The following is a 22,929-nucleotide window of genomic DNA, read 5'->3' on the forward strand; positions in this document are numbered from 1 at the left end:
ACGGCGGGTAGCATGGTCGGCACGGCAGACGAGCCGGGCGGGCGGCCGCGTGGGGATCCTCGGATCTCCCCGAGGAACGTCCGGGCTCCACAGAGCAGGGTGGTGGCTAACGGCCACCCGGGGTGACCCGCGGGACAGTGCCACAGAAAACAGACCGCCGGGGACTTCGGTTCCCGGTAAGGGTGAAACGGTGGTGTAAGAGACCACCAGCGCCTGAGGTGACTCAGGCGGCTAGGTAAACCCCACTCGGAGCAAGGTCAAGAGGGGACACCCCGGTGTCCCTGCGCGGATGTTCGAGGGCTGCTCGCCCGAGTCCGCGGGTAGACCGCACGAGGCCGGCGGCAACGCCGGCCCTAGATGGATGGCCGTCACCCCGACGACCGCGAGGTCCCGGGGAACAGAACCCGGCGTACAGCCCGGCTCGTCTGCCGCTCCCGGGCTTTGCCCAGGAAAGGGCCTCCGACTTGCGTTTCGCAGGTCGGAGACCCTCTGTGCTTGTTCGGCTCTTCGGGCAACGCAGAGAGAACGCAACGGGTGCCTGCTCGGCGCTCCTCCAGGGGAAGCCGGCGTCAGCGGTCCAGGGTGAGCACCATCCAATGCCAGGATCGGCCGTTACGTCTGGTCTCGACTTCACCAACTGTCTTCCAGCCCGTGCGCCACGTCCCGTGCCCGTGGTACTTGGCTTTGCAGGAGCACGTGCACAGCGGTCCCTTGGCGTTCTTGCACGATGGGTTGCATTTCTCACCCGGGTTGTACTCCCGGCCCACCATCACGGTGCGGTACCGGTCCATGAGGCTTCCCGCCATCCGGAGGAATTGTCTGTTGGAGACCGTCCAACAGTTCCGAACGCTGTCCCAGCGAGGGGAATGGCTTGTGGTGAGGATGCTGCTGATCTTCTGTTCATGGGCCCACGAGTCATGCCTGGGGAGCCAGACACCCAGCCATCCCGTGGCAGGAAGAGCGAGGGTGGGGATGTGATCGCTTTCCCACCTGGGGAGCCAGTCGGGGGGCTTCAAGTAGTCAGTGTTCTGCCTCCCGAGCCGATGCCGGCGGCTGGGCTCCGGCCATCTTCGCCGACGCGTACCTGACAGGGGCCCCAGTTCCATAGATGCGTCGACCGCTGGTTGCCCCGAGGCGACGCACGGAAGCCCACTGAGCGGGCGGAAGTGGTCTGCGACGAGACCTAATTGATCGACGAGTATGTTTCGACGGCATGTTCGGCACGCGCGGCCAAACCCCTGTTTCTTCAAGCAACCCCCCTTGGGGGCAACTTAATCCCGAGCCGGTGGCCTTGTGCAATGGATTGGCGGCCATTCACCCGTGGAGATTGCTGCTCTGCGTCCAGCCAAGAGAGCAGGAGGGTGGGTCGTGCCGACGCCTCTCGCCCCGCGTGGCGGCGCATTCCTTGTGATCACGCACGCGAGCGAGGCCCCACGAGAACTGCCTCGCGAATGCGGCCGTGGACCGACAGCCGAAGATGTCTATGCAGGCCCTGAGTCCGGCGTACAGCCCGGCTCGTCTGCCGGCCCGCGTGGAGAGGGCCCCCGCACAGGTCTACGCCTGGGCGGGGGCCCTTTTCCGTGTGCGGGGTGGTGGGGTCAGGGTGTGGGGCGGCGGACCTCGTAGTGGAAGCAGCCGTATTCGACGGCGCGGACGTGGACGAGGGCGACGGCGGGGTCGGCGAAGGCGTCGGCGAGGGCCTGGTCGAGGGCTTCGTCGGCGGCGTCGGGGAGTTCCAGGAGGCGCCCGCCGGCGATGTGGCCCCGGGCGTCGTAGCGGCGCAGGACGCGCAGGGCGCCGGGGCGGGCGAAGGGGTGGCCGGCGGATCGCCCGGGGCCGTCGCAGGCGCCGGCGTGGATGAAGACCGGGCCCTGCTCGTCGTAGGCGCCGGGCTCCGCGCCGGTCGCGGCGGCCCAGCGGCGCAGGGGCGCGTAGGTGACGAGGACGATCCGCTCGCCGGGCCGGGACGGGCGCAGGCAGCAGCGGAGGGGGTCGCCGCCGTCGGTGGCGGTGTGCGGCGCGCGGGCCGTGCCGGAGTCGTCGCGGGCGCGGAGCCGGGTGAGGGTGTCGGCCGCGATGGGGCGTGCGGGGTACCGGGCGGTGCGGGTGTCGGTGTCCATGGGGCCAGGGTGGCGCGGGCCGCCCGGCTCCCGCTGGCGGCATTCGGACGCGGAGGTCACGGCCGCCCCGGGACCGCGCCCCGGCCGGCACGGCCGGGAGCGTGGTTCCGCTCCGCCGTGGCGGCCGGGAGGCGTCCGCACGGGTCAGTCGAGGACCTCGATCGTCCACTGCGGGTCGCGGTCGTCGGTGCGGACGAAGACGCGTTTGGGGAGCAGGGAGCGGTCCTCGAAGAGGTCGCGGCCGAGGGCCAGTCCGTTCCGGTCGATCACATGGGTGCCGGTGCGGAGGTCGGCGAGGGAGACGAGGGTCGTCGTGCCGTCGCCGTCGACGCGCTGGATCCGCCACACGGAGGCGGCGGAGTCGTCGGGACGGACGGCCACGGGTGCGCGGTCGGTGCCGGCGGCGGCGATCGTCTCCTCGGTGCCCTTCGCGGTGAACCGGAAGCCGCCCCGCGCACGGGTGACCAGCCATTCGCCCGCCCGCTCCTGGTCCACGAGGAAGCCCACCAGGGCTCCTTCCTCGGCGCCGACCGGTGCGCCCTTCGCGTACAGCTTGACGACCTTGCCGATGTCCGACATGCATCCTCCCGGGCTGAATACGTCAGTGGGGCGATCGTGCCCCGCGGCCTCGCGCCCGGGCCGGGGAACACGCAGCTCATAGGCTGTGTGGCGCTCGGATGTCGCCGGGGGAGGGGAAGGTTCCGCGCGATCGGGACCGCTGTCGGGGGGACCTCACGGCCGGGGCGCCCGGGGCGGGACGCCCCCCGGGTGTACGGCTGGGGCATGACGATTCCCGTGAACCAGCTCAGCGACCCGGCCGTGCGCGCGTTCGTGACGGCCCTCAACGCCAACGACCAGGAGGCCTTCCGGGGGGCGCTCGCCCCGGGCGCGACGATGTCCGACGACGGGTCGGAGCGCGACCTGGAGGCGTGGACCGAGAAGGAGGTGTTCTCCTCGCGGGGACACATGGAGATCGAGTCGGAGAAGGGCGACGGGCTGGCGCTCGTCGCCCGGTTCCGCAACGACACCTGGGGCGAGATGCGCACCAAGTGGCAGTTCACCGTCGAGGGCGGCAAGGTGGCCCGCTTCGAGACCGGGCAGGCGTAGCACCGGCCGTCCGGCGGCGTCGGCCGGGGCTCAGCCCCGGCCGACGTACGGCATGGCCGTCGCCATGACCGTGGCGAACTGGACGTTCGCCTCCAGGGGGAGGGCCGCCATGTGGACGACCGTGGCGGCGACGTCCGCCGCGTCCATCACCGGCTCCGGTGCCGTCCGGCCGTCGGCCTGGAGGATGCCGGTCTGCATCCGGGCGGTCATCTCGGTGGCCGCGTTGCCGATGTCGAGCTGGCCGCAGGCGATGCGGTGGGGGCGGCCGTCGAGGGAGAGGGACTTCGTCAGGCCGGTCATCGCGTGCTTGGTCGCGGTGTACGCGATCGAGTGCGGGCGCGGCACGTGGGCCGAGAGGGAGCCGTTGTTGATGATGCGGCCGCCCCGGGGGTCCTGGTCCTTCATGGCGCGGAAGGCGGCCTGGGCGCAGAGGAAGGCGCCGGTCAGGTTGACGTCGACGACGGCGCGCCAGGTGCCGGGGTCGAGGTCCTCGACGGGGACGCCCCCGCCGGCGAAGGTGCCGGCGTTGTTGAAGAGCAGGTCGACCCGGCCGTAGCGCTCACGGACCGCGGCGAAGAGGGCGGCGACCTCCCGCTCGGAGGTCACGTCGGTGGGGACGGGAAGGAAGTCGCCGGTGGGGAGGGCCGCGGCCGTCTCCGCCAGGGCGTCCGCCCGGCGGCCCGCCAGGGCCACCGACCAGCCGGCCTCCGCGAGGGCCACCGCCACGCTCCGGCCGATGCCCGATCCCGCTCCCGTCACCACTGCGATGCTCATGGGCGCGCAGCGTACGCGAGACGTGTGCTCCATGAACTCATCCGTCCGACACGTGGATGTTCTGTACTCGACAAGGGGACGTCGCCCCGCCCCCCTCGAATGACGGAAGGACACCATCCGTCTGGGGAGGGGCACATGGATCAGATACACGAGCACTCCGAGGAACTGCGCGGCGCCGCACGCCACTTCGGCCGCCGCCGGTTCCTCACGGTCACCGGCGCGGCCGCCGCGCTCGCCTTCGCCACCCAGCTTCCCGTCGCGGGCGCCGCGGCCGCCGCCCAGCTCGACGGACGCCGCCTGAGCGAGTACCCGTTCACCCTGGGGGTGGCCTCGGGCGATCCGCTGCCCGGCTCCGTGGTCCTGTGGACCCGGCTCGCGCCCCGCCCCTTCGAGCCCGACGGCGGACTGCCCCCGAACCGCGTCACCGTCTTCTGGGAACTCGCCCGCGACGAGCGCTTCACCCGGCCGGTGCGGCACGGCACGGTCACCGCGCACCCCGAGTTCCGGCACACCGTCCACGTCGAGGTCGACCACCTCGACGCCGGCCGGGGCTTCTTCTACCGCTTCCGGGCGGGCGCCTGGACCAGCCCCGTCGGCCGGACCCGCACCGCCCCGGCCGCCGGCGCCCACAACACGTCCCTCAGGCTCGGCGCGGTCTCCTGCCAGGCGTACCACGACGGCTACTTCACGGCCTACCGCCACCTCGCCGCCGAGGACCTCGACGTCGTCTTCCACCTCGGCGACTACCTCTACGAGTACGCCGTGAACGCCACCGGCGGCGCCCGGGCCTACACCGACCGCACCCTGCCGGCGCTGTTCGACCGGGAGACGCTGAGCCTGGAGGACTACCGGCTGCGCTACGCGCTCTACAAGACGGACCCCGACCTGCGCGCCGCCCACGCCGCGCACCCGTTCGTCGTCACCTGGGACGACCACGAGACCGAGAACAACTACGCGGGCGACACCCCCGAGAACGGCGTCCCGCCGGAGGAGTTCCTGCTCCGCCGGGCCGCCGCCTACCGCGCCTACTGGGAGCACCAGCCGCTGCGCGCGCCCCAGCGGCCGGTGGGCCCCGACATGCGGCTGTACCGGCGGCTGCGCTTCGGGCGGCTCGCCCAGTTCGACATCCTCGACACCCGGCAGTACCGCTCCGACCAGGCGTACGGCGACGGCTGGCGGGTCCCCGGACCCGAGTCGGAGAACCCGGCGCGGACGATGACGGGGGCGACCCAGGAGCGCTGGCTGCTCGACGGCTGGCGGTCCTCCGGCGCCCGCTGGAACGTCCTGCCGCAGCAGGTCGTCCTCTCCGAGCGACGCGACCGCGCCACCGCCGACTTCAAGCTGTCGATGGACTCCTGGGACGGCTACCCTGCCGCCCGGCAGCGGCTCCTCGCCGGGGCGCGGGCCGCCGGGGTGGAGAACCTGATGGTGCTCACCGGGGACGTCCACGTCGGCCACGCCTTCGACGTCAAGGCCGACTTCCGCGACCCGTCCTCCCGGACCCTGGGCACCGAGATCGTCGCCACCTCGATCGCCAGCGGCCGGGACGGAGCCGACCGCCTGTCCAACCACGACCAGCTCATGGGGGCCAACCCGCACCTGAAGTTCTTCAACGGCCGGCGCGGATACGTGAAGGTCTCCCTGGGCACGGAGAGCGCCCGCGCCGACTTCCGCACGGTCCCCTACGTGACGCGGCCGGGCGCCCCCGTCGCCACGGCCGCCTCCTTCGTCACCCAGGTCGGCGACCAGGGCCTCACGCCGGCGTGAGGCCCGTCTCCTGCGGATAGCGGACGCCGACGCGCTCCCGCACGGCGTCGAGCGTCCGCATGACCGCGAGCGAGCCGTCGAGCGGGACGAGCGGGGACTCGGTGAGGCCCGCCCGCAGACAGCGCATCACCTCGGCCGCCTCGTGCCGGAGGGAGTGCGGGGCGTCCGTCGTCGCGAACTCCTCCGGCTCGTGGTCGTGCCGGTGCAGGGTGAACCGCTCGGGGGCGAAGAAGCCGCGCGGGAGGTCGATCCGGCCGAGCGTGCCCGTCACGGAGGCGGTCATCGGGGTGTCGGCCTCCAGCGAGCACGACAGCAGCGCCGAGGCGCCCGACGCCCAGCCCAGCAGCATGCCCGTGTTCAGGTCGACGCCCTCCGGCGAGATCATCGCGTGGGCCTGGACGGTGTCCGGCTCGCCGAGCAGCAGCTGCGCGAAGGAGACCGGGTACACGCCCAGGTCGAGCAGCGCGCCGCCGCCCACCGCCGGGTCCCGCAGCCGGTGGCCGGGGTCGAAGGGGCCGGCGATGCCGAAGTCCGCCTGGACGGACCGGACCTCGCCGATCGCCCCGTCGCGGACCAGCTCCACGAGCCGTCGGACGAGCGGGTTGCAGTACGTCCACATGGCCTCCATGAGGAAGAGGCCGCGGTCCCGGGCGAGGGCGACGAGCTCCTCCGCCTCCCGTGCGTTGAGCGTGAGGGCCTTCTCGCAGAGCACCGCCTTGCCCGCACGGAGGGCGAGGGCCGCCGCCTCCCGGTGGGCGTGGTGCGGGGTGGCCACGTACACCACGTCGACGTCGTCGTCGGCGAAGAGCCCGTCCCACGAGCCGTACGCCCGCGGGATGCCGAACCGGTCGGCGAAGCCCTTCGCGGACGCCTCCGTACGGGAGGCCACCGCGACGACCTCGGCGCCGTCGAGCGTCCCGAGGTCCGTGGTGAACCGCTCCGCTATGCCGCCCGTCGCCAGGATTCCCCAGCGCACCGTGTCTCCCATGCTGCCCACCTGTCCCACAGAGGTCTCGACCATGCCGATCGAGCTGAGAGCATAGGCAAGGATTCAACGAAAGGGAGCAGTCGATGCCCGAGAGCGGCCGGACAACAACACAAGGGCACATCACCGCACCCGTCCCCGTCGTCGCCGCCCGGCGCGCGGGGCTGCTCGTCACGCTCGTCCTGGGCGGTCTGACCGCCCTGCCCCCGCTCTCCATGGACATGTACCTCCCGGCCCTCCCGGAGGTCACCGGCGCGCTGCACGCGCCCGCCGCCACCGTCCAGCTCACCCTCACCGCCTGCCTCGCCGGCATGGCCCTCGGACAGCTCGTCGTGGGCCCCATGAGCGACAAGTGGGGGCGCCGCCGCCCGCTGCTCGTCGGCATGGTCGTCTACGTCCTCGCGACCGCCGCCTGCGCCCTCGCGCCCACCGCCGAACTCCTCATCGGCTGCCGGCTCCTCCAGGGCCTCGCCGGCGCCGCGGGCATCGTCATAGCCCGCGCCGTCGTCCGCGACCTGTACGACGGCGTCGAGATGGCCCGCTTCTTCTCCACCCTGATGCTGATCTCCGGGGCCGCGCCGATCGTCGCCCCGCTCATCGGCGGCCAGATCCTGCGGGTCACCGACTGGCGGGGCGTCTTCCACGTCCTGACGGTGATCGGCGTCCTGCTCACCGCCGTCGTCTGGCGCTTCCTCGACGAGACGCTGCCGGCCGACCGCCGCCAGGAGGGCGGCGTCGGCGCGGCCCTGCGCACCATGCGCGGCCTCCTCGCCGACCGCGTCTTCGCCGGCTACATGCTCGCCGGCGGGTTCGCCTTCGCGGCGCTCTTCGCGTACATCTCGGCCTCCCCGTTCGTGGTCCAGGAGATCTACGGCGCCTCGCCGCAGACCTTCAGCCTGCTCTTCGGCCTCAACTCCATCGGCCTCGTGGCCGTCGGACAGATCAACGGCAAGGTCCTCGTCGGCCGCGTCCGCCTCGACAAGGCGCTCGGCTTCGGCCTCGGCACCATCCTCCTCGCCGCCACGGCGCTGCTGCTGATGACCGCCGGGGTCTTCGGCGAGGTCGGCCTGTTCCCGATCGCCGCCGGACTCTTCGTCCTGATGTCCGCGATGGGCCTCGCCATGCCGAACACCAACGCCCTGGCGCTGCTGCGCACCCCGCACGCCGCCGGATCGGCCTCCGCGCTGCTCGGCACCTCCTCCTTCCTCGTCGGCGCGGTCGCCTCGCCGCTCGTCGGCATCGCGGGCGAGCACACCGCCGTGCCGATGGCCGTCGTCCAGGTCTGCTGCGCCCTCCTCGCCCTCGCCTGCTTCCTCGGGCTGTGCCGGCCCTGGCGGAACCCGCGCGCGGACGTCTGAGCGGCGGGCGCGGACCGGGCGGGCCGACCTGTCCGGGCGGGCGGTGTGGCACCGGCCGTCCGGCCGTCCGTGATGTGACGATCTGCGGCATGTGCCACTACTGCGGCTGCCGTGAGGTCCCCCTGATCAAGGAGTTCATCGCCGAGCACGAGGCGGTGACCGACGTCGCCGGGGACGCCGTGCGCGCGCTCGACGCGGGCGACCACGAGCGCGCGCGGGAGCTCGTCGAGCGGATGGCGGTGCTGCTGCTCGACCACTGGGCCGGCGAGGAGCGCGGCCTCTTCGCCGTGATGCGCGAGAACGAGGAGTACACCGCCTACGTGGACGCCCTCGCCCGCGAGCACCGCGAGCTGGCCGCCTTCCTGGCCGGACTCGACCTCGCGTCCGAGGAGCGGCGGGCGGAGTTCGTCCGCGCCGTCGACGAACTCCACGACCACATCGCCAAGGAGGAGGACGGCCTCTTCCCGGCCTCCCTGACCGAACTCACCGGCGAGCAGTGGGACCGGTCCATCGACGCCTGGAAGGCGGTCCACGGCCGGTGACCCCGGCGGGCGCGCCGGGCCGGAGGGGACCCTCCGCACCGCCGCCTAGAATGTCGCGGTGAACGCCTCCCCTCCCTCCGCCGAGTCCCTGCGCGCGGCCCTCGCCGGGCTCCTCGACGGGCTGCCGCCCCGCCAGGCGGCCAAGGCCGTCGAGCGGCTGATCGCCAACTACCGGGGCACCACCCCGACCGACGCCCCCGTGCTGCGCGACCGCTCCGACGTCGCCGCGTACGCCGCGTACCGGATGCCGGCGACCTTCGAGGCGGTACGGGGGGCGCTGTACGCCCTGCGCGACGCGGCGCCGGAATGGGAGCCGGCGACCCACACCGACGTGGGCGGCGGCACCGGCGCGGCGAGCTGGGCCGTCGCCGAGGCGTGGGAGGGCACGCCGCCGCGCACCACCGTCCTCGACTGGGCCGAGCCCGCACTGGCGCTCGGCCGCGAGCTGGCGGCGGGGCGGCTGGACGCCGAGTGGCGCACCGCCCGGATCGGCGGCGCGCTCCGGCTCGACGCGTCGGACCTGGTCACCGTCTCGTACGTGCTCAAGGAGCTGACCGACGGCGACCGGGCGGCGCTGGTGGCCGAGGCGGCGCGGGTGGCCCGGGCGGTGGTGATCGTCGAGCCCGGCACCCCCGACGGCTACGAGCGGATCATCGCGGCCCGCACCCTGCTCGTCGACGCCGGCTTCACCGTCGCCGCGCCCTGCCCGCACAGCGGGGCGTGCCCGATCGTGCCGGGCGAGGACTGGTGCCACTTCTCGGCGCGGGTGAGCCGCTCCTCGCTGCACCGCCAGGTGAAGGGCGGCTCGCTGCCGTACGAGGACGAGAAGTACGCCTACGTCGCCGCGACCCGCTTCCCGGTGACCCCCGCCGTCTCCCGCGTCACCCGCAGGCCCCAGATCCGCAAGGGCCAGGTGCTGCTGGACCTGTGCGGCCCCGACGGCCTGTCCCGCGACACGGTCACCAAGCGGCACGGGCCCCTGTACAAGCAGGCCCGTGACGTAGAGTGGGGCGACCCGTGGCCGCCGGAGACCGGGGTGCCGGAGACCGGGGCGGGGGAGACCCCCTAGAAGCTCCCGGGGCATCCCGGGACCTTCCCGGGGTCTCCCCGTGTCGTTCCCGGGGCCTCCCGGACCTTGCTAGGGCCGCAGCTCCTGGGTGCAGCACTTCACGCTGCCGCCGCCCTTGAGGAGCTCGCCCAGGTCGATGCCGACCGGTTCGAAGCCGCGGCGGCGCAGGGGCTCGAAGAGGCCCACCGCCGCCTGCGGCAGCACGACGTGCAGACCGTCGCTGACCGCGTTGAGCCCGAGGGCCGCCGCGTCCTCGGCGGTGGCGATCAGGGCGTCGGGGAAGAGCCGCGCGAGCACCGCCCGGCTCCCGGGGGAGAAGGCGTCCGGGAAGTACATGACCTCGTCCCGGGCGTCGTCCAGGACGCAGAACGCCGTGTCCAGGTGGTAGTAGCGCGGGTCCACCAGCTCCAGGCCGATGACCGGGCGGCCGAAGAACTCCTGCGCCTCGTCGTGGGAGAGCGGGCTGGAGCGGAAGCCGCGGCCGGCGAGGATCCAGGAGGCGGTGACGGCGAAGTCGCCCTCGCCCTCGTTCACGTGCTCCGGCTCCCGCAGGCTGTCGTCCGTCCAGCCGTTCCGGCGGAACCAGGCCAGGTGGGCGTCGGCCTCCCGCGCCCGCTCCGGGTGGGCGAACTTCGCCCCGAGGACCCGGCCCTCGACGACCGTGGCGCCGTTCGCCGCGAAGACCATGTCCGGCAGCGCCGGGTCGGGCTCCAGCAGGTCGACGGTGTGGCCGAGCGCGCGGTAGCGGTCGCGCAGGTCCTCCCACTGGGCGAGGGCGAGCGGCAGGTCGACCGGTTTCGTGGGGTCCATCCAGGGGTTGATGGAGTACGTCACCGAGAAGTGCGCGGGTGGGCACATCAGGTAACGGCGGGGCGAGGACGCGCGCGGAGTGGGGCGCAATGAGGGCTCCTCACGGACGGGTGGGCGGAAGAACCGAAGATCGGTGGACCCCATGGTCCGCCCTCGGGGCCCTTCGCGCAGTGGACCGTTCGGGTGGTTCGATGTCACCCGACCCGGCGAGACGCCCCGTCTCGTCGGGCTGCTAGATTGAGGCCATGTCCGAGACCAGGCCCGCGAAGGCCGCCCCCGACGCCTCCCGCCGCAGCGAGCGCTCCCGCCGCGCCATCTTCGACGCCGCCCTCGCCCTCGTCTCCGAGACCGGCTACGCCAAGACCACCGTCGAGGGCATCGCCGCCCGCGCCGGGGTCGGCAAGCAGACCATCTACCGCTGGTGGCCCTCCAAGGCGGCCGTCCTCCTCGACGCCTTCCTCGACCTCGCCGCCCGCGCCAACGAGGCCCTCGGCGGCGACGCCCGGAGTGAGATCCCTGACACCGGGGACCTCGCCGCCGACCTCCGGTACGTGCTCCGCGCCACCGTCGACGAGATGAACGACCCCGCCTTCGACGCCCCCACCCGCGCCCTCGCCGCCGAGGGGATCGTCGACGCCGACCTCGGCGCCCGCTTCACCGAGGCCCTGCTCGAACCCCAGCTCCAGTACTACGTCCGCCGCATCGAGGCCGCCCAGGCCGCGGGCGACGCCGACCCCGACGCCGATCCCCGCCTCGCCGTCGAACTCCTCGTCGGCCCCCTCCACCACCGCTGGCTCCACCGCACCCTGCCGCTCACCCACGCCTACGCCGACGCCCTCGTCGACCTCGCCCTGCGCGGCCTCGCGCCGAGGGACTGACCGGGCCGGACCGCCCCGCGGAACCGTCCCCGGGCACCCCGGTTCCGCACTCCGGTCACCCGAGGCGCAGGATGGTGGGACCATGGGCAGAGCCGAACGGGCGAGCATGAGGTGTGAGGGGATAGATGGGCGACGGCATCGGCCGCTACCGCGGCACGGACGGCAAACTCGCACAGTGGCTGCGCAGGCGCCCCAAACGCACCGCGGCCGACGACGGGAACGAACGCGAGACGCTGCTCCTGGCCATCGCCGCCGCCGGGCTGCCCCTGGCACCCGCCGCGTCCCCCGTGGGCTACAGCTGCTCCTGTGAGCGGATCGGCTGCCCCACCCCCGCCCGGCACCCCGTCTCCTTCGCCTGGCAGACGCAGTCGACCACCGACCGCGCGCAGATCGAACGCTGGGCCAGGAACGAGCCCGCGGCCAACTTCGTCACCGCCACCGGCATGGTCCACGACGTCCTCGACGTCCCCCTGGCCGCCGGCCGCGCCGCCCTGGAGCGCCTCCTCGCCGAGGGCGTCGAGGTGGGTCCGGTCGCCGAGTCCGCCGACGTCGACACCGTCGGCGGCCGGATGCTCTTCTTCACCGCCACCCGCGGCACCCCCGAGGACGAGGACGAGTGGTGGCCCTGTGAGCTGGACTGCCACCCCGAGACCATGGACGAGCACCCCGGGCTGCGCTGGCACTGCCGCGGCAGCTACGTCCTCGTCCCGCCGGCCCGTCTCCCCGGGGACGAAGGCGCCCATCCGGTCGTCGCCTGGGTCCGCGGCCCCGAGCACCCGCTGCCCGACCCGCTGAACCTCCTGGAGACCCTCCAGGACGCCTGCGCCCGCCACGCGGCGGCCCTCGGGGCCGACGGCGACGGCGAGCACACGGCCCACGAGATCGCCTGGCCGCTGACCCGCTGACCCGCTGACCCGCCAGGCAAGATCCGGAAGAGACGGCCTAGGAGCCCTGCGCGGCCACCACGCCCTGGAGACGGCTGAGGAACGCGACGGAGTCGCGGTCCGGGCCCGCCGGCTTCACCAGGACCGCCTGGCTGGAGACCCACTCGCGGGTGACGGTGTTCTTGATCTCGCCGGTCATCAGCGCCTTGACGTCGGCGTTGACCTTGGGCCGGTAGCCCGGCGCCGCGGTCTGCCGCTCGAAGTACCGGGTCGCGAAGAAGACCAGCGCCCCGCCGTCGCGGGTGCGCAGCCCCAGAGGCGCGAAGTCGCCCTGGTCGGTGGCCTGGTCGAGGTACTGGGTGGCGAGGCCGGGCCGCTTGGCGGCCTTCTGCCGGTCCGCCCGCCAGCCCGTGGTGTGCGAGCCCGCGGCGAACGGACCCGGCCGGCCGTCCTTCAGATAGGAGACGTACCGCCGGCCCAGGTCCCCGGGCGCGACCGCGAGGGCGTCGGAGTCGGCGGCGACGGGCACCGCGTACCCCTCCTCCTCGGCGAACTCCGGTACCCGGTCCGCGTCGAGGATGCCGAGGTAGGCGACCTCCCACAGCTGCTGCGGGCCGTTGCGGACGAAGACCAGGAGCCAGCGCTGGTCGCCGTCGCCCCCGTCGACGTCCCGGTTGGGGTCGGCGTCCGCGACGAACCAGCGGGGCCAGCCGGCCTTGCGGGGCAGCGTGAACCGGGTGTCCGTCAGCTCCAGGGGCCGGTGGTCCTTGTTGCCGCCGGGCGTGGTGATCGACCGGGCGCGCAGCCCCGCCTGGTTGACCTCGCCGAGCGGACCGGTGACCCGGCCCGCGTCGAGGGCCGGGTCGTACGCCTTGTCGGCCCGGTTGTACGCGGCCGTGAAGTCCGCGACGGCCTGCGCGGCCTCGGCCTTCGTGGCGGGCGGCAGCAGGGCCGTCTCGCCGTGCACCGTCACACAGCCGCTCGCCGTCAGCGTCAGGACGGTCGCCGCCGCCGTCGCCGCGAGCAGCCTCGCCGGTCGCTCAACCGGTCGTCTCGGCGCTCGCCGCAGCCTCAGCCTTCTCATCGGTCGCCTTCTGCTTCTCCACCCGCACGGACGGACCCGACCCTATCGGGGCGAGGAACAGCGCGAGCGTCGGGACCAGATACAGCGCCCACACCGTGACCTGAAGGACCGTCGGGTCCGGCTGGAAGTTGAAGACGCCCTTGAGGAGGGTGCCGTACCAGCTGTCCGGGGGGATCGTCGCGGAGATGTCGAACGCCTTGTCCGCGAGGCCGCCGAGGAAGCGCGCCTCCTGGAGGTCGTGCACGCCGTACGCGAGGACGCCCGCCGCCACCACGACCAGCATGCCGCCGGTCCAGGTGAAGAACTTCGCCAGGTTGATCCTCAGCGCGCCCCGGTAGAACAGCCAGCCGAGCAGCACCGCCGTCAGCAGACCGAGGAGGACCCCGGCGAGCGGCGCGTACGTGCCGTCGGACGAGGCCCGCACCGACGCCCAGACGAACAGCGCCGTCTCCAGGCCCTCGCGGCCCACGGCCAGGAAGGCGGTGGCGACCAGCGCGCCCGTGCCCATCTGCAGGGCCGCGTCCAGCTTCCCGTGCAGCTCGGCCTTGAGGTGCCGCGCGGTGCGCCGCATCCAGAAGACCATCCAGGTCACCAGGACCACGGCGACGACGGACAGCGAGCCGCCGAGCAGCTCCTGCGCCTCGAACGTCAGCTCCTGCGAGCCGAACTCCAGGCCGGCGCCGAAGGCCAGGGCGACCCCGACGGCCACGCCGATGCCGATCCAGATCGGCCGCAGGGCGTCCCTGCGACCGGTCTTCACCAGATAGGCGATGAGGATGCAGACGACCAGGCTGGCCTCGAGGCCCTCGCGCAGGCCGATCAGATAGTTACCGAACACGTCGGTGCTCCTTCTCCGTCAGCTCCGTCAGGAGAACAGCGTCCTGCCCCACCAGTCGTCCTTGTCCCGGACGCCCGGCGGGATGGCGAACAGTGCCGAACCCACGTGCTGGATGTACTCGTTGAGGGCGTCGGACGCCAGCGAGGTCTGCACCGGGATGAAGCCGGTGCGGACGTCCTTCTGGTACGCCAGGAAGAACAGGCCCGCCTCCAGGCGGCCGAGGCCGTCCGTGCCGTCCGTGAAGGAGTAGCCGCGGCGCAGCAGCGTCGCGCCGTGGTTGCTGTCCGGGTGGGCGAGCCGGACGTGTGCGTCGGGCTTCATCGCCTTGAGGAACGGCTCGTCGTGCTCCTTGGCCTTGCCGACCGGCGCGCCCTCGCGCTTGTCGCGGCCGAAGATGTCCTCCTGCTCGGCGAGCGGGGTGCGGTCCCAGGTCTCGACGTTCATGCGGATGCGGCGGGCCACCAGGTAGGAGCCGCCGTCCAGCCAGGCGGCGCCGCCCTCGGCGTCCTTGCCGGAGACCCACACGTGCCGCGCGAGCCGCTCGGTCTCGGTGCCGGCGATGTTGCGGGTGCCGTCCTTGAAGCCGAAGAGGTTGCGCGGGGTCTGGGCGTCCGGGGTCGTCGAGGACGTCTTGCCGAAGCCGAGCTGGGACCAGCGCACCGCGACCTTGCCGAAGCCGATCCGTGCGAGGTTGCGGATGGCGTGGACGGCGACCTGGGGGTCGTCCGCACAGGCCTGCACGCAGAGGTCGCCGCCGCTGCGCGCCGGATCCAGGTTGTCGCCCGGGAACCTCGGCAGGTCCACCAGGGCCCCGGGCCGCCGGTCCTTCAGCCCGAAGCGCCCGTCGAAGAGCGAGGGGCCGAAGCCGATGGTGAGGGTGAGGCGGGAGGGCTTGAGGCCGAGGGCCTCGCCGGTGTCGTCCGGCGGCGCCTCCGGCAGGCCGCCGTAGGCGCCCTCGCCGACCTCGGCGCCGGCCGTCATCCGCTCGGCGGCCCGCGTCCAGTCCTTCAGGAGCTGGACCAGCTCCTCGCGGTCCTTCGTCTTCACGTCGAAGGAGGCGAAGTGCAGCCGGTCCTGCACGGCGGTGGCGATGCCGGCCTGGTGCGCCCCGTGGAAGGGCACGGCCGCGCCGCTGTCGGCGACGGGGACGGTGGAGTCCCCGTCGCGGCCGAGCACGGCGGCCGCGCCGCCGGCCGCGGCGGCGCCGAGCGCGAGCCCGGCACCGCCCCAGCCGATCACCGTGCGGCGGGAGGGCGCGGCGGCCCCGCCCGCCGGCTGCTCCTGTATGTCCTCGGGCATGTCCCTGTCCCCGTCCCTGCCGATCCGACGACTACTTGACGACCGCGGCGGCGAGCTTGGAGAGCGGCTCGGCCAGCGCGTTGACGCCGTCGGAGAGCTCCTTGCGCTCGGCCTTGCCGACCTTGTCGTAGGGGGTGAAGTCGTATCCGTTCTTGTCCGCGCGGTACTTGTCGAGCAGCGTGTTCAGCGCGGCGAACTGCTTGTCGAGTTCGGCGACGAGCTTGGCGTCGTTCTTCGAGGCGACCGGCTTGAGCAGCTCGAAGGACTTCTGCGCGCCCTCGACGTTGGCCTTGAAGTCGACGAGGTCGGTGTGGGAGTAGCGCTCCTCCTCGCCGGTGACCTTGCCGCTGGCGACCTCGTCGAGGAGTTCCTTGGCGCCGTTCGCCATCGAGGTCGGGGTGATCTCGGCCTTGCCGACGCGCTTCACCCAGTCGGCCAGGTCCTTGTCCAGGGTGTCGGCGAGGGTCTTCTCGGCGGCGCCGATCTTCTTGTCCTGCCAGAGCGCCTTCTCCAGGCGGTGCCAGCCGGTCCAGTCCTTGGCCGGGTCCTGGCCCTCCTCCAGGCCGTCCTCGCGGACGTCGACCTTGGGGTCGATGTCGCCGAAGGACTCGGCGACGGGCTCGGTGCGCTCCCAGCCGATGCGGGACGTGGCGTAGGCCTTCTTCGCGGCCTCGACGTCACCGGCGCGGACGGCGTCGGTGAAGGTCTTCACCTTGGGCAGGGTCTCGTCGGCCTGTGCCTGGACGTACTGGCGGTAGGCGGCGACGGCGGCGTCCATCTCGGGGGAGCGCTTGGCGGTCGAGCCGCCGGCGCCGGTGACCTTGACCGGCTGGCGCAGGCCCGCGCCGGTCATGCCGGGCTTGCAGACGACGGCGTAGTCGCCGGCCTTGATCTCGGCGGTGACGGTGGCCTTGGTGCCGGGGCCGATGTTCTCGCGCTCGGTGACGATCCGGTCGTCCGGGTAGAGGACGTAGACCTCGGTGACCTTGGAGCCGCGGTTCTCGACGGCCAGCTTCACGTGACCGGCCGGGAACTCCTTCTGGGAGACCTCGCAGGAGTCGTCCTTGGCGACGACGGTGATCGCGCCGTCGGCGGCCTTCGCGTCGCTTTTCTCGGTGCAGCCCGTGACGGCGGTCAGAGCGGCCGCGGTCGCGGCTGCGGTGACGACGGAGAGGCGGACGGCTCGCATGAGGGCTCCATGAACGCGGGGACGTGGGTGAGGCGGACCTAACTTAACCGAGGCTTACCTCAGCCATACCCACCCGTCCCGTGATTCAGCTCTCAGGTCCGGCGGGCCGGACACGGCGGGATCACAGGGTCCTCATGGGGTTCTCATGGTTTGGTCAAGCAGAGGTCAAGCGGGGGGGATTGTCCTGTTTTGGTTTACTCTCCGGTATCCGAACGGGCCCTGGAGCCGGTGCGCGTGGGCACGACGAGGGGGGCGCCCGTCCCCGGGTGCCGGAAGACCTCCACCGGCTGCCGGTAGACCCGGCCGAGCAGCTCCGCGTCCAGCACCTCCGCCGGCGGGCCGTCCGCCGCGATCCGCCCCTCGTGCAGCACCGCGATCCGGTCCGCATGGGCGGCCGCGAGCCCGAGGTCGTGGAGCACGACCACCCCACCCCGCCCCCGACCACGGCTCCGACGGCGACCGGCCCCGCGGGCGTCGTGAACGGCAGGCTCACCTGGGGCGTCAAGGAGAGCCGGCGCGCCTACGTCGCCGAGAGCTGCGGCGGCACCGTCACCCCCTTCGGCGGCGCGAAGAAGAACGGCTCCTCCTACGACTTCGGCTTCGTCAAGGCCGACCTCGACGCGGACGCCCGCAAGGCCGAGGCCGCGTTCTCCGGGAAGCTCGCCTTCGCCTGCGCCGCCCACGGCATCGACTGGACCGTCGGCGACCTCAAGGTGAAGGCGAAGGGCACCACCGGCACGCTCACCGCCGACGTCACCACCGCCCGCGGCACCCGTGACGACGTGGCCTTCGCCGACCTGGACCTGTCCCGGGCCGACTGGACCGCGACGAACGGCGTCGTCACCCTCGCCGGCATCCCGGCCCGGCTCACCGGGGACGGCGCCGCCCAGTTCGCCGGCCCCGACGGCGCGAGCTTCTACCGCGCCGGCACGGCCGTCGACGCGGTCACCCTCACCCTCTCCTCCGACGCGGACACCGCCCTCCCGTCGACCCCGGGCTCCCCCTCCGCCACCGGCGGCACGACGGGCGGCACCGGCGGCACCTCCACCGGCGGCGCCTTCGGCGGTGCCACGGTCGGCGGCGGCACGGTCGGCGGCGCCGGCACCGCGGGCGGGGCCGCCGCGCTCGCCGCCACCGGCTCGGGCGCCCCCACCGGCCTCCTGCTCGCCGCCTCCGGCCTGACCGCCGCCGCGGGCGCGGCCGTCGTGATCGCCGTGCGCCGCCGCGCCACGGACTCCTGATCCGCCACCCCCCCGAAAGGGCGGGGCCGCACCCGATCCACGGGTGCGGCCCTGCCGCCTTCCCCGCGCGGGTGGTTCAATTCCGGCATGAACACGACGGCCACTGACATCGACGTCCTCCGGGTCTTCTGTGCGGGCGACGGCCGGCACGGCAACGCGCTCGGAGTCGTACGGGACGCCCGTACGCACCCCGACGAGTCCACCCGGCAGGCGCTCGCCAAGGAACTCGGCTTCAGCGAGACGGTGTTCGTGGACGACCCCGAGCGCGGGATCGTCGACATCTACACCCCCGGCCTCCGGCTGCCCTTCGCCGGGCACCCCCTCGTCGGCGCCGCCTGGCTGCTCGACCTGGAGGTCGTCCACCCGCCGGCCGGCGAGGTGTGGGTCCGTGGGGACGGGGAGTTCACCTGGATCGAGGCGCGCGCCGAGTGGGCGCCGCCCCGGACCCTGCGCCAGTACGGCTCCGCCGCCGAGGTGGAGGCCCTCGACGTGCCCGAGCCGGGCGAGTGGATCTACGCCTGGGCCTGGGAGGAGGAGGCCGCCGGCCGGATCAGGGCGCGGGGCTTCCCGGGACGCGGCGACGGCATCGACGAGGACGAGGCGACCGGCGCCGCCGCGCTGCTGCTCACGGCCGAGCTGGGCCGGGCCCTCAACATCACCCAGGGCCGGGGGTCGCAGCTGCTGACCGCCCCCGGCCCCGACGGCATCGTGGAGCTGGGCGGACGGGTCCGCCTGGAGCGCACGCTCACCCTCTAACGACCGCCCCGGGGACGGGGCGGCACGGGACGGCGGACGGCACGACGACGAACGCGCCGGGCACGGGGGCACCGGCGCGTCCGGGGAGTGCGCGGATCAGGCGCTCAGCGGGAACTCGCCGCCGAGCTGGTGGAAGACCGCGCTGTTGAAGGCGAAGGCGCGCTTGCACTCGTCGACGATCCGCTGCCTCTCCAGGTCGTCGGCGTTCACCCCGTCGAGCAGCTCGCGGTAGGCCCGCTTGAACGCGGCCGGGTTGCCGATCTCCTCGAAGACGTAGAACCGCACGCCGGCGCCCTTGCGGTCGAAGCCCCAGGTGCGCTCCGCCTTGTCGCGGATGATCTGACCGCCCGACAGGTCGCCCAGGTAGCGCGTGTAGTGGTGGGCCACGTAGCCGGCGGGCCAGGCTCGGGCGCACTCGGCGACCCGCTCGGCGTACGCGACGGTGGCCGGGAGCGGGGAGACGCCGGCGCGCCAGTCCGCGCCCCGCAGGTGGGCGAGGTCCTGCTCCAGGGCGGCCGTGCGGAAGAGCTCGGGCTGTATGAAGGGGCCGGCGACCGGGTCCTCTCGGAGCGCCTCGGCCCCTTCCTCCAGGGCCTGGTAGACGAACCAGAGCTGCTCCGTGTACCGCGCGTACGCGTCGACGCCCAGCCGTCCGCCCAGCAGGTCGCCCATGAAGGACGACGTCTCCGCCTCCGTGTGCTGCTCGTGCGAAGCCGTACGGATCAACGTGGAGAAGGGCGTGTCCAAGGCGTGCCTCCGGGACCGATGGGACGGGAACCAGTGACGATCCTGCCAAGTTAGGCTTACCTAAGTCAACTGGTTCCCGACGTCCTGTCGGTAAAGAAGCTACCCCGTCGCGGGGTCAGGGCAACGTAAGGATTTCGGCCCCGTTCTCGGTCACCACGAGGGTGTGCTCGAACTGCGCGGTCCGCTTGCGGTCCTTGGTCACCACGGTCCAGCCGTCGTCCCACATGTCGTAGTCGTGGGTGCCGAGCGTGAGCATCGGCTCGATCGTGAAGGTCATGCCGGTCTTGATCTCGGTCGTATGGTGCGGGGAGTCGTAGTGCGGGACGATCAGCCCGGAGTGGAACGACGAGTTGATGCCGTGACCGGTGAAGTCGCGGACGACGCCGTAGCCGAAGCGCTTGGCGTAGGACTCGATCACCCGTCCGATGATGTTGATCTGACGTCCCGGCCGCACCGCCTTGACGGCCCGGTTCAGGGACTCGCGGGTCCGCTCGACGAGGAGCCGCGACTCCTCGTCGACGTCGCCGCAGAGGTAGGTGGCGTTGTTGTCGCCGTGGACGCCGCCGATGAACGCCGTGACGTCCAGGTTCACGATGTCGCCGTCCCGCAGCACCGTGGAGTCCGGGATGCCGTGGCAGATGACCTCGTTGATCGACGCGCAGAGCGACTTCGGGAACCCGCGGTAGCCGAGGGTCGAGGGATAGGCGCCGTGGTCGCACATGTACTCGTGCGCGACCCGGTCGAGCTCGTCGGTGGTGACGCCCGGGGCGATGTGCTTGGCGGCCTCCTCCATCGCCCGGGCGGCGATGCGGCCGGCGATCCGCATCCGTTCGATGGTGTCGGAATCCTGCACCTCGGGCCCGGTGTACGGAGTCGGTGCGGGCTTCCCGACGTACTCGGGACGGCGGATGGAGCCCGGAACGGAACGGTGGGGGGAGAGCTCCCCCGGTACGAGAAGCGACTGGCCAGACATGCCAGCGAGTCTAACGACCGGGTCTGGGGCAGCATGGTCTCGGAGGAAGGAGCCGACGACGATGGCCCTGTTCAAGAAGCGCACGGTGGGCAAACCGGGCGAGTGGTACTACTGCCTGGAGCACAAGAAGGTCGAAGAGGGCCCCGAGTGCCCCGCGAAGAACCGGTTCGGCCCGTACGCGAGCCGGGAGGAGGCCGCCCACGCCATGGAGTCCGCCCACGAGCGGAACCTGGAGTGGGAGACCGACCCGCGCTGGCACGACGGCCCGGGGAAGAAGGACGCCCCGGACGACTGACGGCCCCGCCCCCGCCGGGGGCGGGCCGGTCCCGCACGGCCGGAGCGCGCCGGGGCCGCTCAGGCGGCCCCGGCGGCCTCCCGCCGGGCCTCCTCCTGCTGGGCCTTGCGGCGCAGCGAGTCCTCGTCGGTGGCGGAGTCGTAGGACAGGAGCTTCGGCAGGGCCAGACAGAGCAGCCCGACCGAGGCGACACAGGCCACGCCGCCCGACCAGATCGCCGCGCGCGTGCCCGTCCAGCCGGCCATCAGACCCGCCCGGACCTGGCCCAGCTGGGGGCCGACGCTGTAGGACAGCACCTCGATCCCGGCCAGCCGGCCGCGCAGCTCCTCCGGGATCGTCTGGTTCCAGATCGTGGCCCGGCCGAGCCCGCTCAGCATGTCGCCCGCGCCCGCGAAGGCCAGGCAGAGCAGCACCAGCCAGACGTTGCCGAACCAGCCCGCCGCCGCGATCGCCAGCCCCCAGCCGGCCGCGCCCCCGACCACGAGCAGCCCGTGCCGGCGCACCTTCGAGGTCCAGCCGCTGGTCAGCCCCAGGACCAGCGAGCCGACCGAGCCCGCCGCGTACATCAGCCCCAGCGACCAGTCGGCGTCCAGCTCGTCCGCGAGGAACGGGAAGATCGTGTTGGGGAAGGCGAAGAACATCGCCGCCAGGTCGACCGCGTACGTGCCCAGCAGTACCGGCCTTGACCAGGCGTACCGCGCTCCCTCCGCGATGCCCCGCAGCGAGGGCTTCTCCGCGTCCCGCGCGGCCGGCGCGGGGGAGAGGCGGAGGCACATCAGCACCGAGACCGCGAAGCCGGCGATCGTCACCCCGTACGCGGGCGCGTGACCCGCCCACGCCACGACGAGACCCGCGATCGCCGGACCGGCGATCGAGCCCATCTGCCAGCGCAGCGAGTTCAGCGCGGCCGCCGCCGTCTGCTGCTCGTGCGGCACGATCCGGGCCAGCAGCGAGTCCAGCGCCGGACGCTGGAGCCCCGCGAGCGCCGAGACCCCGGCCGCCACCACGTACAGCGGCCACAGCATCGGCTCCGGCAGCAGCGCGTTGAGCAGCAGCAGGCCGGCCAGCAGCCCCAGCCCCGCCTCCGTCCCCAGGATCACCTTCCGCCGGTCCACCGCGTCCGCGAGCGCCCCGCCGTACAGGCCGAACACCACCAGCGGCACCAGCTCGACCGCGCCCATCGCGCCGACCGCGAGCGGTGAGCCCGTCAGCTCCTTGATCTGGAGCGGCAGGGCGATCATCGCCATCGCGCTGCTGAAGTAGGTGACGAGCCCCTGCACCCACAGGAGCCGGAAGTCGCGGGACGACCTCCACGGCGCCGTGTCGGGCAGCAGGGCGGAGAGCCGGGAAAGAAGGGGGGAGGACACGAGGGGACATGTTCCGTCGGCGCGGTGCCCGGGGCAACCCGATTACTGGGCGGTCGGGCGTCCCGGACCGACGGCGGGCGGACGGCGCCGCGTCACCGCGGCCCGTCCGGCCGCCGGAGCCGCGGCCCACCGGCGGGGCCGGTCCGCCAGGGCCCCCGCCCTCACCACCGGGCCGGCGGCGGGGCCGTCAGACGGTCCGCGAGCGCCGAGAGCCGGTCGCGCAGGCGACGGCTCCCGCGCGGGGACGGCAGGCTGTTCTCGCCGGCCGCCGCGCTCACCAGGTGCTGGACCGTGTCCAGGTCCACACCCGCCTCCTCCGTCACCGCCAGCGTCTCGTGGGCCAGCGCCCGCACCTCCGTGTCGCCGCCGTCGAGCGAGAGCACCGTCGCCCCCGCCCGCCGGGCGTCGTGCACCCGCTGGAGCAGCCCCGGCTCCGGCCGGCCGGGCGCCACCATCAGCAGCGTCGCCCCGCGCCCGGCCGCCTCCAGCCGCCCGAGGCCGACCGCGAGGTGCGCCGGATCGCCCGGGCGCACCCGGTGCCGCACCAGCGTCGGCGCCAGCTCGGGCAGCCCCGACCAGGCGGCCTCGTCGACGAGGTGCGCCGCCAGGTGCCAGGGCTCGTACTCCTCCGTGCCCACCAGGAGCAGCCCGCCCCGGTGCGGCACGACCGAGGAGCGCAGCGCACCCGCGAACCGGCGGGCCGCCGCCGGCCACTCGGTCCCGGCGAGCACTTCCCGCAGCAACGCGACCCGTACGGCATCCATGGGCCCGCATCCTGCCGCAGCGGGGCCCGCCGTGCGGCCGGTTGCCGACGTTCCACCCGTACGAGAGGTCCACGGCCCCGAC

At 73.3% G+C, this 22,929-nt stretch carries 24 protein-coding genes and 1 other RNA gene; 11 read left to right on the forward strand and 14 right to left on the reverse strand.

Annotated elements, in window-relative coordinates:
- Window positions 1-29 precede the first annotated feature (29 nt).
- Window positions 30-428, forward strand: an RNA gene (gene rnpB / locus ACZ60W_RS08020) — RNase P RNA component class A.
- 1,170 nt (window positions 429-1,598) lie between these two features.
- Here rnpB and ACZ60W_RS08025 read toward each other — a convergent pair.
- Entirely contained in the window at window positions 1,599-2,120 is a 522-nt protein-coding gene (locus tag ACZ60W_RS08025; RefSeq protein WP_469754521.1) for a DUF1203 domain-containing protein, read from the reverse strand.
- 144 nt (window positions 2,121-2,264) lie between these two features.
- The gene (locus tag ACZ60W_RS08030; RefSeq protein WP_469754522.1) at window positions 2,265-2,699 is read right to left on the reverse strand and encodes a hypothetical protein; all 435 of its coding nucleotides are present in this window, start codon (window positions 2,697-2,699) and stop codon (window positions 2,265-2,267) included.
- 204 nt (window positions 2,700-2,903) lie between these two features.
- Between ACZ60W_RS08030 and ACZ60W_RS08035 the strand changes: the two genes are divergently transcribed.
- The gene (locus tag ACZ60W_RS08035; RefSeq protein ID WP_469754523.1) at window positions 2,904-3,227 is read left to right on the forward strand and encodes a nuclear transport factor 2 family protein; all 324 of its coding nucleotides are present in this window, start codon (window positions 2,904-2,906) and stop codon (window positions 3,225-3,227) included.
- Window positions 3,228-3,257: 30 nt separating this feature from the next.
- Here ACZ60W_RS08035 and ACZ60W_RS08040 read toward each other — a convergent pair whose 3' ends face one another.
- Window positions 3,258-4,034 (reverse strand): SDR family oxidoreductase, encoded by a 777-nt coding sequence (locus ACZ60W_RS08040; RefSeq protein ID WP_469754524.1) that lies wholly within the window; start codon window positions 4,032-4,034, stop codon window positions 3,258-3,260.
- A gap of 102 nt (window positions 4,035-4,136) precedes the next feature.
- On the opposite strand from ACZ60W_RS08040, the gene ACZ60W_RS08045 reads away from it, so the two are divergent.
- A complete protein-coding gene (locus ACZ60W_RS08045; RefSeq protein WP_469754525.1) occupies window positions 4,137-5,768 on the forward strand; it encodes an alkaline phosphatase D family protein in 1,632 nt (543 codons plus the stop codon).
- On the opposite strand, the gene ACZ60W_RS08050 is transcribed toward ACZ60W_RS08045, so the two are convergent.
- Window positions 5,755-6,756 carry a Gfo/Idh/MocA family protein gene (locus ACZ60W_RS08050; protein ID WP_469754526.1) on the reverse strand — a complete coding sequence of 334 codons (1,002 nt, stop codon included), beginning with the start codon at window positions 6,754-6,756 and terminating at the stop codon, window positions 5,755-5,757. The two genes, ACZ60W_RS08045 and ACZ60W_RS08050, sit on opposite strands and share 14 nt — an antisense overlap.
- An 83-nt stretch (window positions 6,757-6,839) precedes the next feature.
- On the opposite strand from ACZ60W_RS08050, the gene ACZ60W_RS08055 reads away from it, so the two are divergent.
- The 3 genes from ACZ60W_RS08055 (at window position 6,840) to ACZ60W_RS08065 (ending at window position 9,722) form a co-directional block, all read left to right on the forward strand.
- On the forward strand, window positions 6,840-8,111 hold the full coding sequence (locus tag ACZ60W_RS08055) for a Bcr/CflA family multidrug efflux MFS transporter (RefSeq protein ID WP_469754527.1): 1,272 nt from the start codon (window positions 6,840-6,842) through the stop codon (window positions 8,109-8,111).
- An 89-nt stretch (window positions 8,112-8,200) separates the two neighbouring features.
- Entirely contained in the window at window positions 8,201-8,653 is a 453-nt protein-coding gene (locus ACZ60W_RS08060; RefSeq protein ID WP_469754528.1) for a hemerythrin domain-containing protein, read from the forward strand.
- A gap of 58 nt (window positions 8,654-8,711) precedes the next feature.
- Window positions 8,712-9,722, forward strand: a complete 1,011-nt coding sequence (locus ACZ60W_RS08065) for a small ribosomal subunit Rsm22 family protein (RefSeq protein WP_469754529.1) — start codon at window positions 8,712-8,714, stop codon at window positions 9,720-9,722.
- A 69-nt stretch (window positions 9,723-9,791) separates the two neighbouring features.
- On the opposite strand, the gene ddaH is transcribed toward ACZ60W_RS08065, so the two are convergent.
- A complete protein-coding gene (ddaH, locus tag ACZ60W_RS08070; protein ID WP_469754530.1) occupies window positions 9,792-10,622 on the reverse strand; it encodes a dimethylargininase in 831 nt (276 codons plus the stop codon).
- A 155-nt stretch (window positions 10,623-10,777) separates the two neighbouring features.
- Here ddaH and ACZ60W_RS08075 point away from each other — a divergent pair, with 155 nt between their 5' ends.
- Window positions 10,778-11,410 carry a TetR/AcrR family transcriptional regulator gene (locus ACZ60W_RS08075; RefSeq protein WP_469754531.1) on the forward strand — a complete coding sequence of 211 codons (633 nt, stop codon included), beginning with the start codon at window positions 10,778-10,780 and terminating at the stop codon, window positions 11,408-11,410.
- Between the two features lie 125 nt (window positions 11,411-11,535).
- On the forward strand, window positions 11,536-12,315 hold the full coding sequence (locus ACZ60W_RS08080) for a bifunctional DNA primase/polymerase (RefSeq protein WP_469754532.1): 780 nt from the start codon (window positions 11,536-11,538) through the stop codon (window positions 12,313-12,315).
- Between the two features lie 37 nt (window positions 12,316-12,352).
- On the opposite strand, the gene ACZ60W_RS08085 is transcribed toward ACZ60W_RS08080, so the two are convergent.
- From ACZ60W_RS08085 to ACZ60W_RS08105, 5 genes are all read right to left on the reverse strand, one after another.
- Window positions 12,353-13,378 carry an SCO2278 family lipoprotein gene (locus tag ACZ60W_RS08085; RefSeq protein ID WP_469754533.1) on the reverse strand — a complete coding sequence of 342 codons (1,026 nt, stop codon included), beginning with the start codon at window positions 13,376-13,378 and terminating at the stop codon, window positions 12,353-12,355.
- The gene (gene efeU, locus ACZ60W_RS08090; RefSeq protein ID WP_469754534.1) at window positions 13,335-14,216 is read right to left on the reverse strand and encodes an iron uptake transporter permease EfeU; all 882 of its coding nucleotides are present in this window, start codon (window positions 14,214-14,216) and stop codon (window positions 13,335-13,337) included. Before efeU ends, ACZ60W_RS08085 begins: the two co-directional genes overlap by 44 nt.
- Before the next feature lie 27 nt (window positions 14,217-14,243).
- On the reverse strand, window positions 14,244-15,515 hold the full coding sequence (gene efeB / locus ACZ60W_RS08095) for an iron uptake transporter deferrochelatase/peroxidase subunit (protein ID WP_469754535.1): 1,272 nt from the start codon (window positions 15,513-15,515) through the stop codon (window positions 14,244-14,246).
- 31 nt (window positions 15,516-15,546) lie between these two features.
- Window positions 15,547-16,704 (reverse strand): iron uptake system protein EfeO, encoded by a 1,158-nt coding sequence (efeO, locus tag ACZ60W_RS08100; protein WP_469754536.1) that lies wholly within the window; start codon window positions 16,702-16,704, stop codon window positions 15,547-15,549.
- Window positions 16,705-16,898: 194 nt separating this feature from the next.
- The gene (locus tag ACZ60W_RS08105; protein WP_469754537.1) at window positions 16,899-17,123 is read right to left on the reverse strand and encodes a hypothetical protein; all 225 of its coding nucleotides are present in this window, start codon (window positions 17,121-17,123) and stop codon (window positions 16,899-16,901) included.
- Between ACZ60W_RS08105 and ACZ60W_RS08110 the strand changes: the two genes are divergently transcribed.
- Window positions 17,115-17,945: an HtaA domain-containing protein gene (locus tag ACZ60W_RS08110; RefSeq protein WP_469754538.1), complete on the forward strand. Its 831-nt coding sequence runs from the start codon at window positions 17,115-17,117 to the stop codon at window positions 17,943-17,945. The genes ACZ60W_RS08105 and ACZ60W_RS08110 overlap by 9 nt on opposite strands.
- 87 nt (window positions 17,946-18,032) lie before the next feature.
- A complete protein-coding gene (locus ACZ60W_RS08115; protein ID WP_469754539.1) occupies window positions 18,033-18,701 on the forward strand; it encodes a PhzF family phenazine biosynthesis protein in 669 nt (222 codons plus the stop codon).
- Between the two features lie 96 nt (window positions 18,702-18,797).
- Here ACZ60W_RS08115 and ACZ60W_RS08120 read toward each other — a convergent pair whose 3' ends face one another.
- Entirely contained in the window at window positions 18,798-19,448 is a 651-nt protein-coding gene (locus ACZ60W_RS08120) for a biliverdin-producing heme oxygenase (RefSeq protein ID WP_469754540.1), read from the reverse strand.
- Window positions 19,449-19,563: 115 nt separating this feature from the next.
- Window positions 19,564-20,421, reverse strand: a complete 858-nt coding sequence (map, locus tag ACZ60W_RS08125; protein WP_469754541.1) for a type I methionyl aminopeptidase — start codon at window positions 20,419-20,421, stop codon at window positions 19,564-19,566.
- 61 nt (window positions 20,422-20,482) lie between these two features.
- On the opposite strand from map, the gene ACZ60W_RS08130 reads away from it, so the two are divergent.
- Window positions 20,483-20,716: a hypothetical protein gene (locus tag ACZ60W_RS08130; protein WP_469754542.1), complete on the forward strand. Its 234-nt coding sequence runs from the start codon at window positions 20,483-20,485 to the stop codon at window positions 20,714-20,716.
- A gap of 59 nt (window positions 20,717-20,775) precedes the next feature.
- Here ACZ60W_RS08130 and ACZ60W_RS08135 read toward each other — a convergent pair whose 3' ends face one another.
- Entirely contained in the window at window positions 20,776-22,083 is a 1,308-nt protein-coding gene (locus ACZ60W_RS08135) for an MFS transporter (RefSeq protein WP_469754543.1), read from the reverse strand.
- Window positions 22,084-22,244: 161 nt separating this feature from the next.
- A complete protein-coding gene (locus ACZ60W_RS08140; protein ID WP_469754544.1) occupies window positions 22,245-22,847 on the reverse strand; it encodes a hypothetical protein in 603 nt (200 codons plus the stop codon).
- Window positions 22,848-22,929: the final 82 nt, after the last annotated feature.

This window comes from Streptomyces sp. NPDC104202 (genome assembly GCF_055584185.1).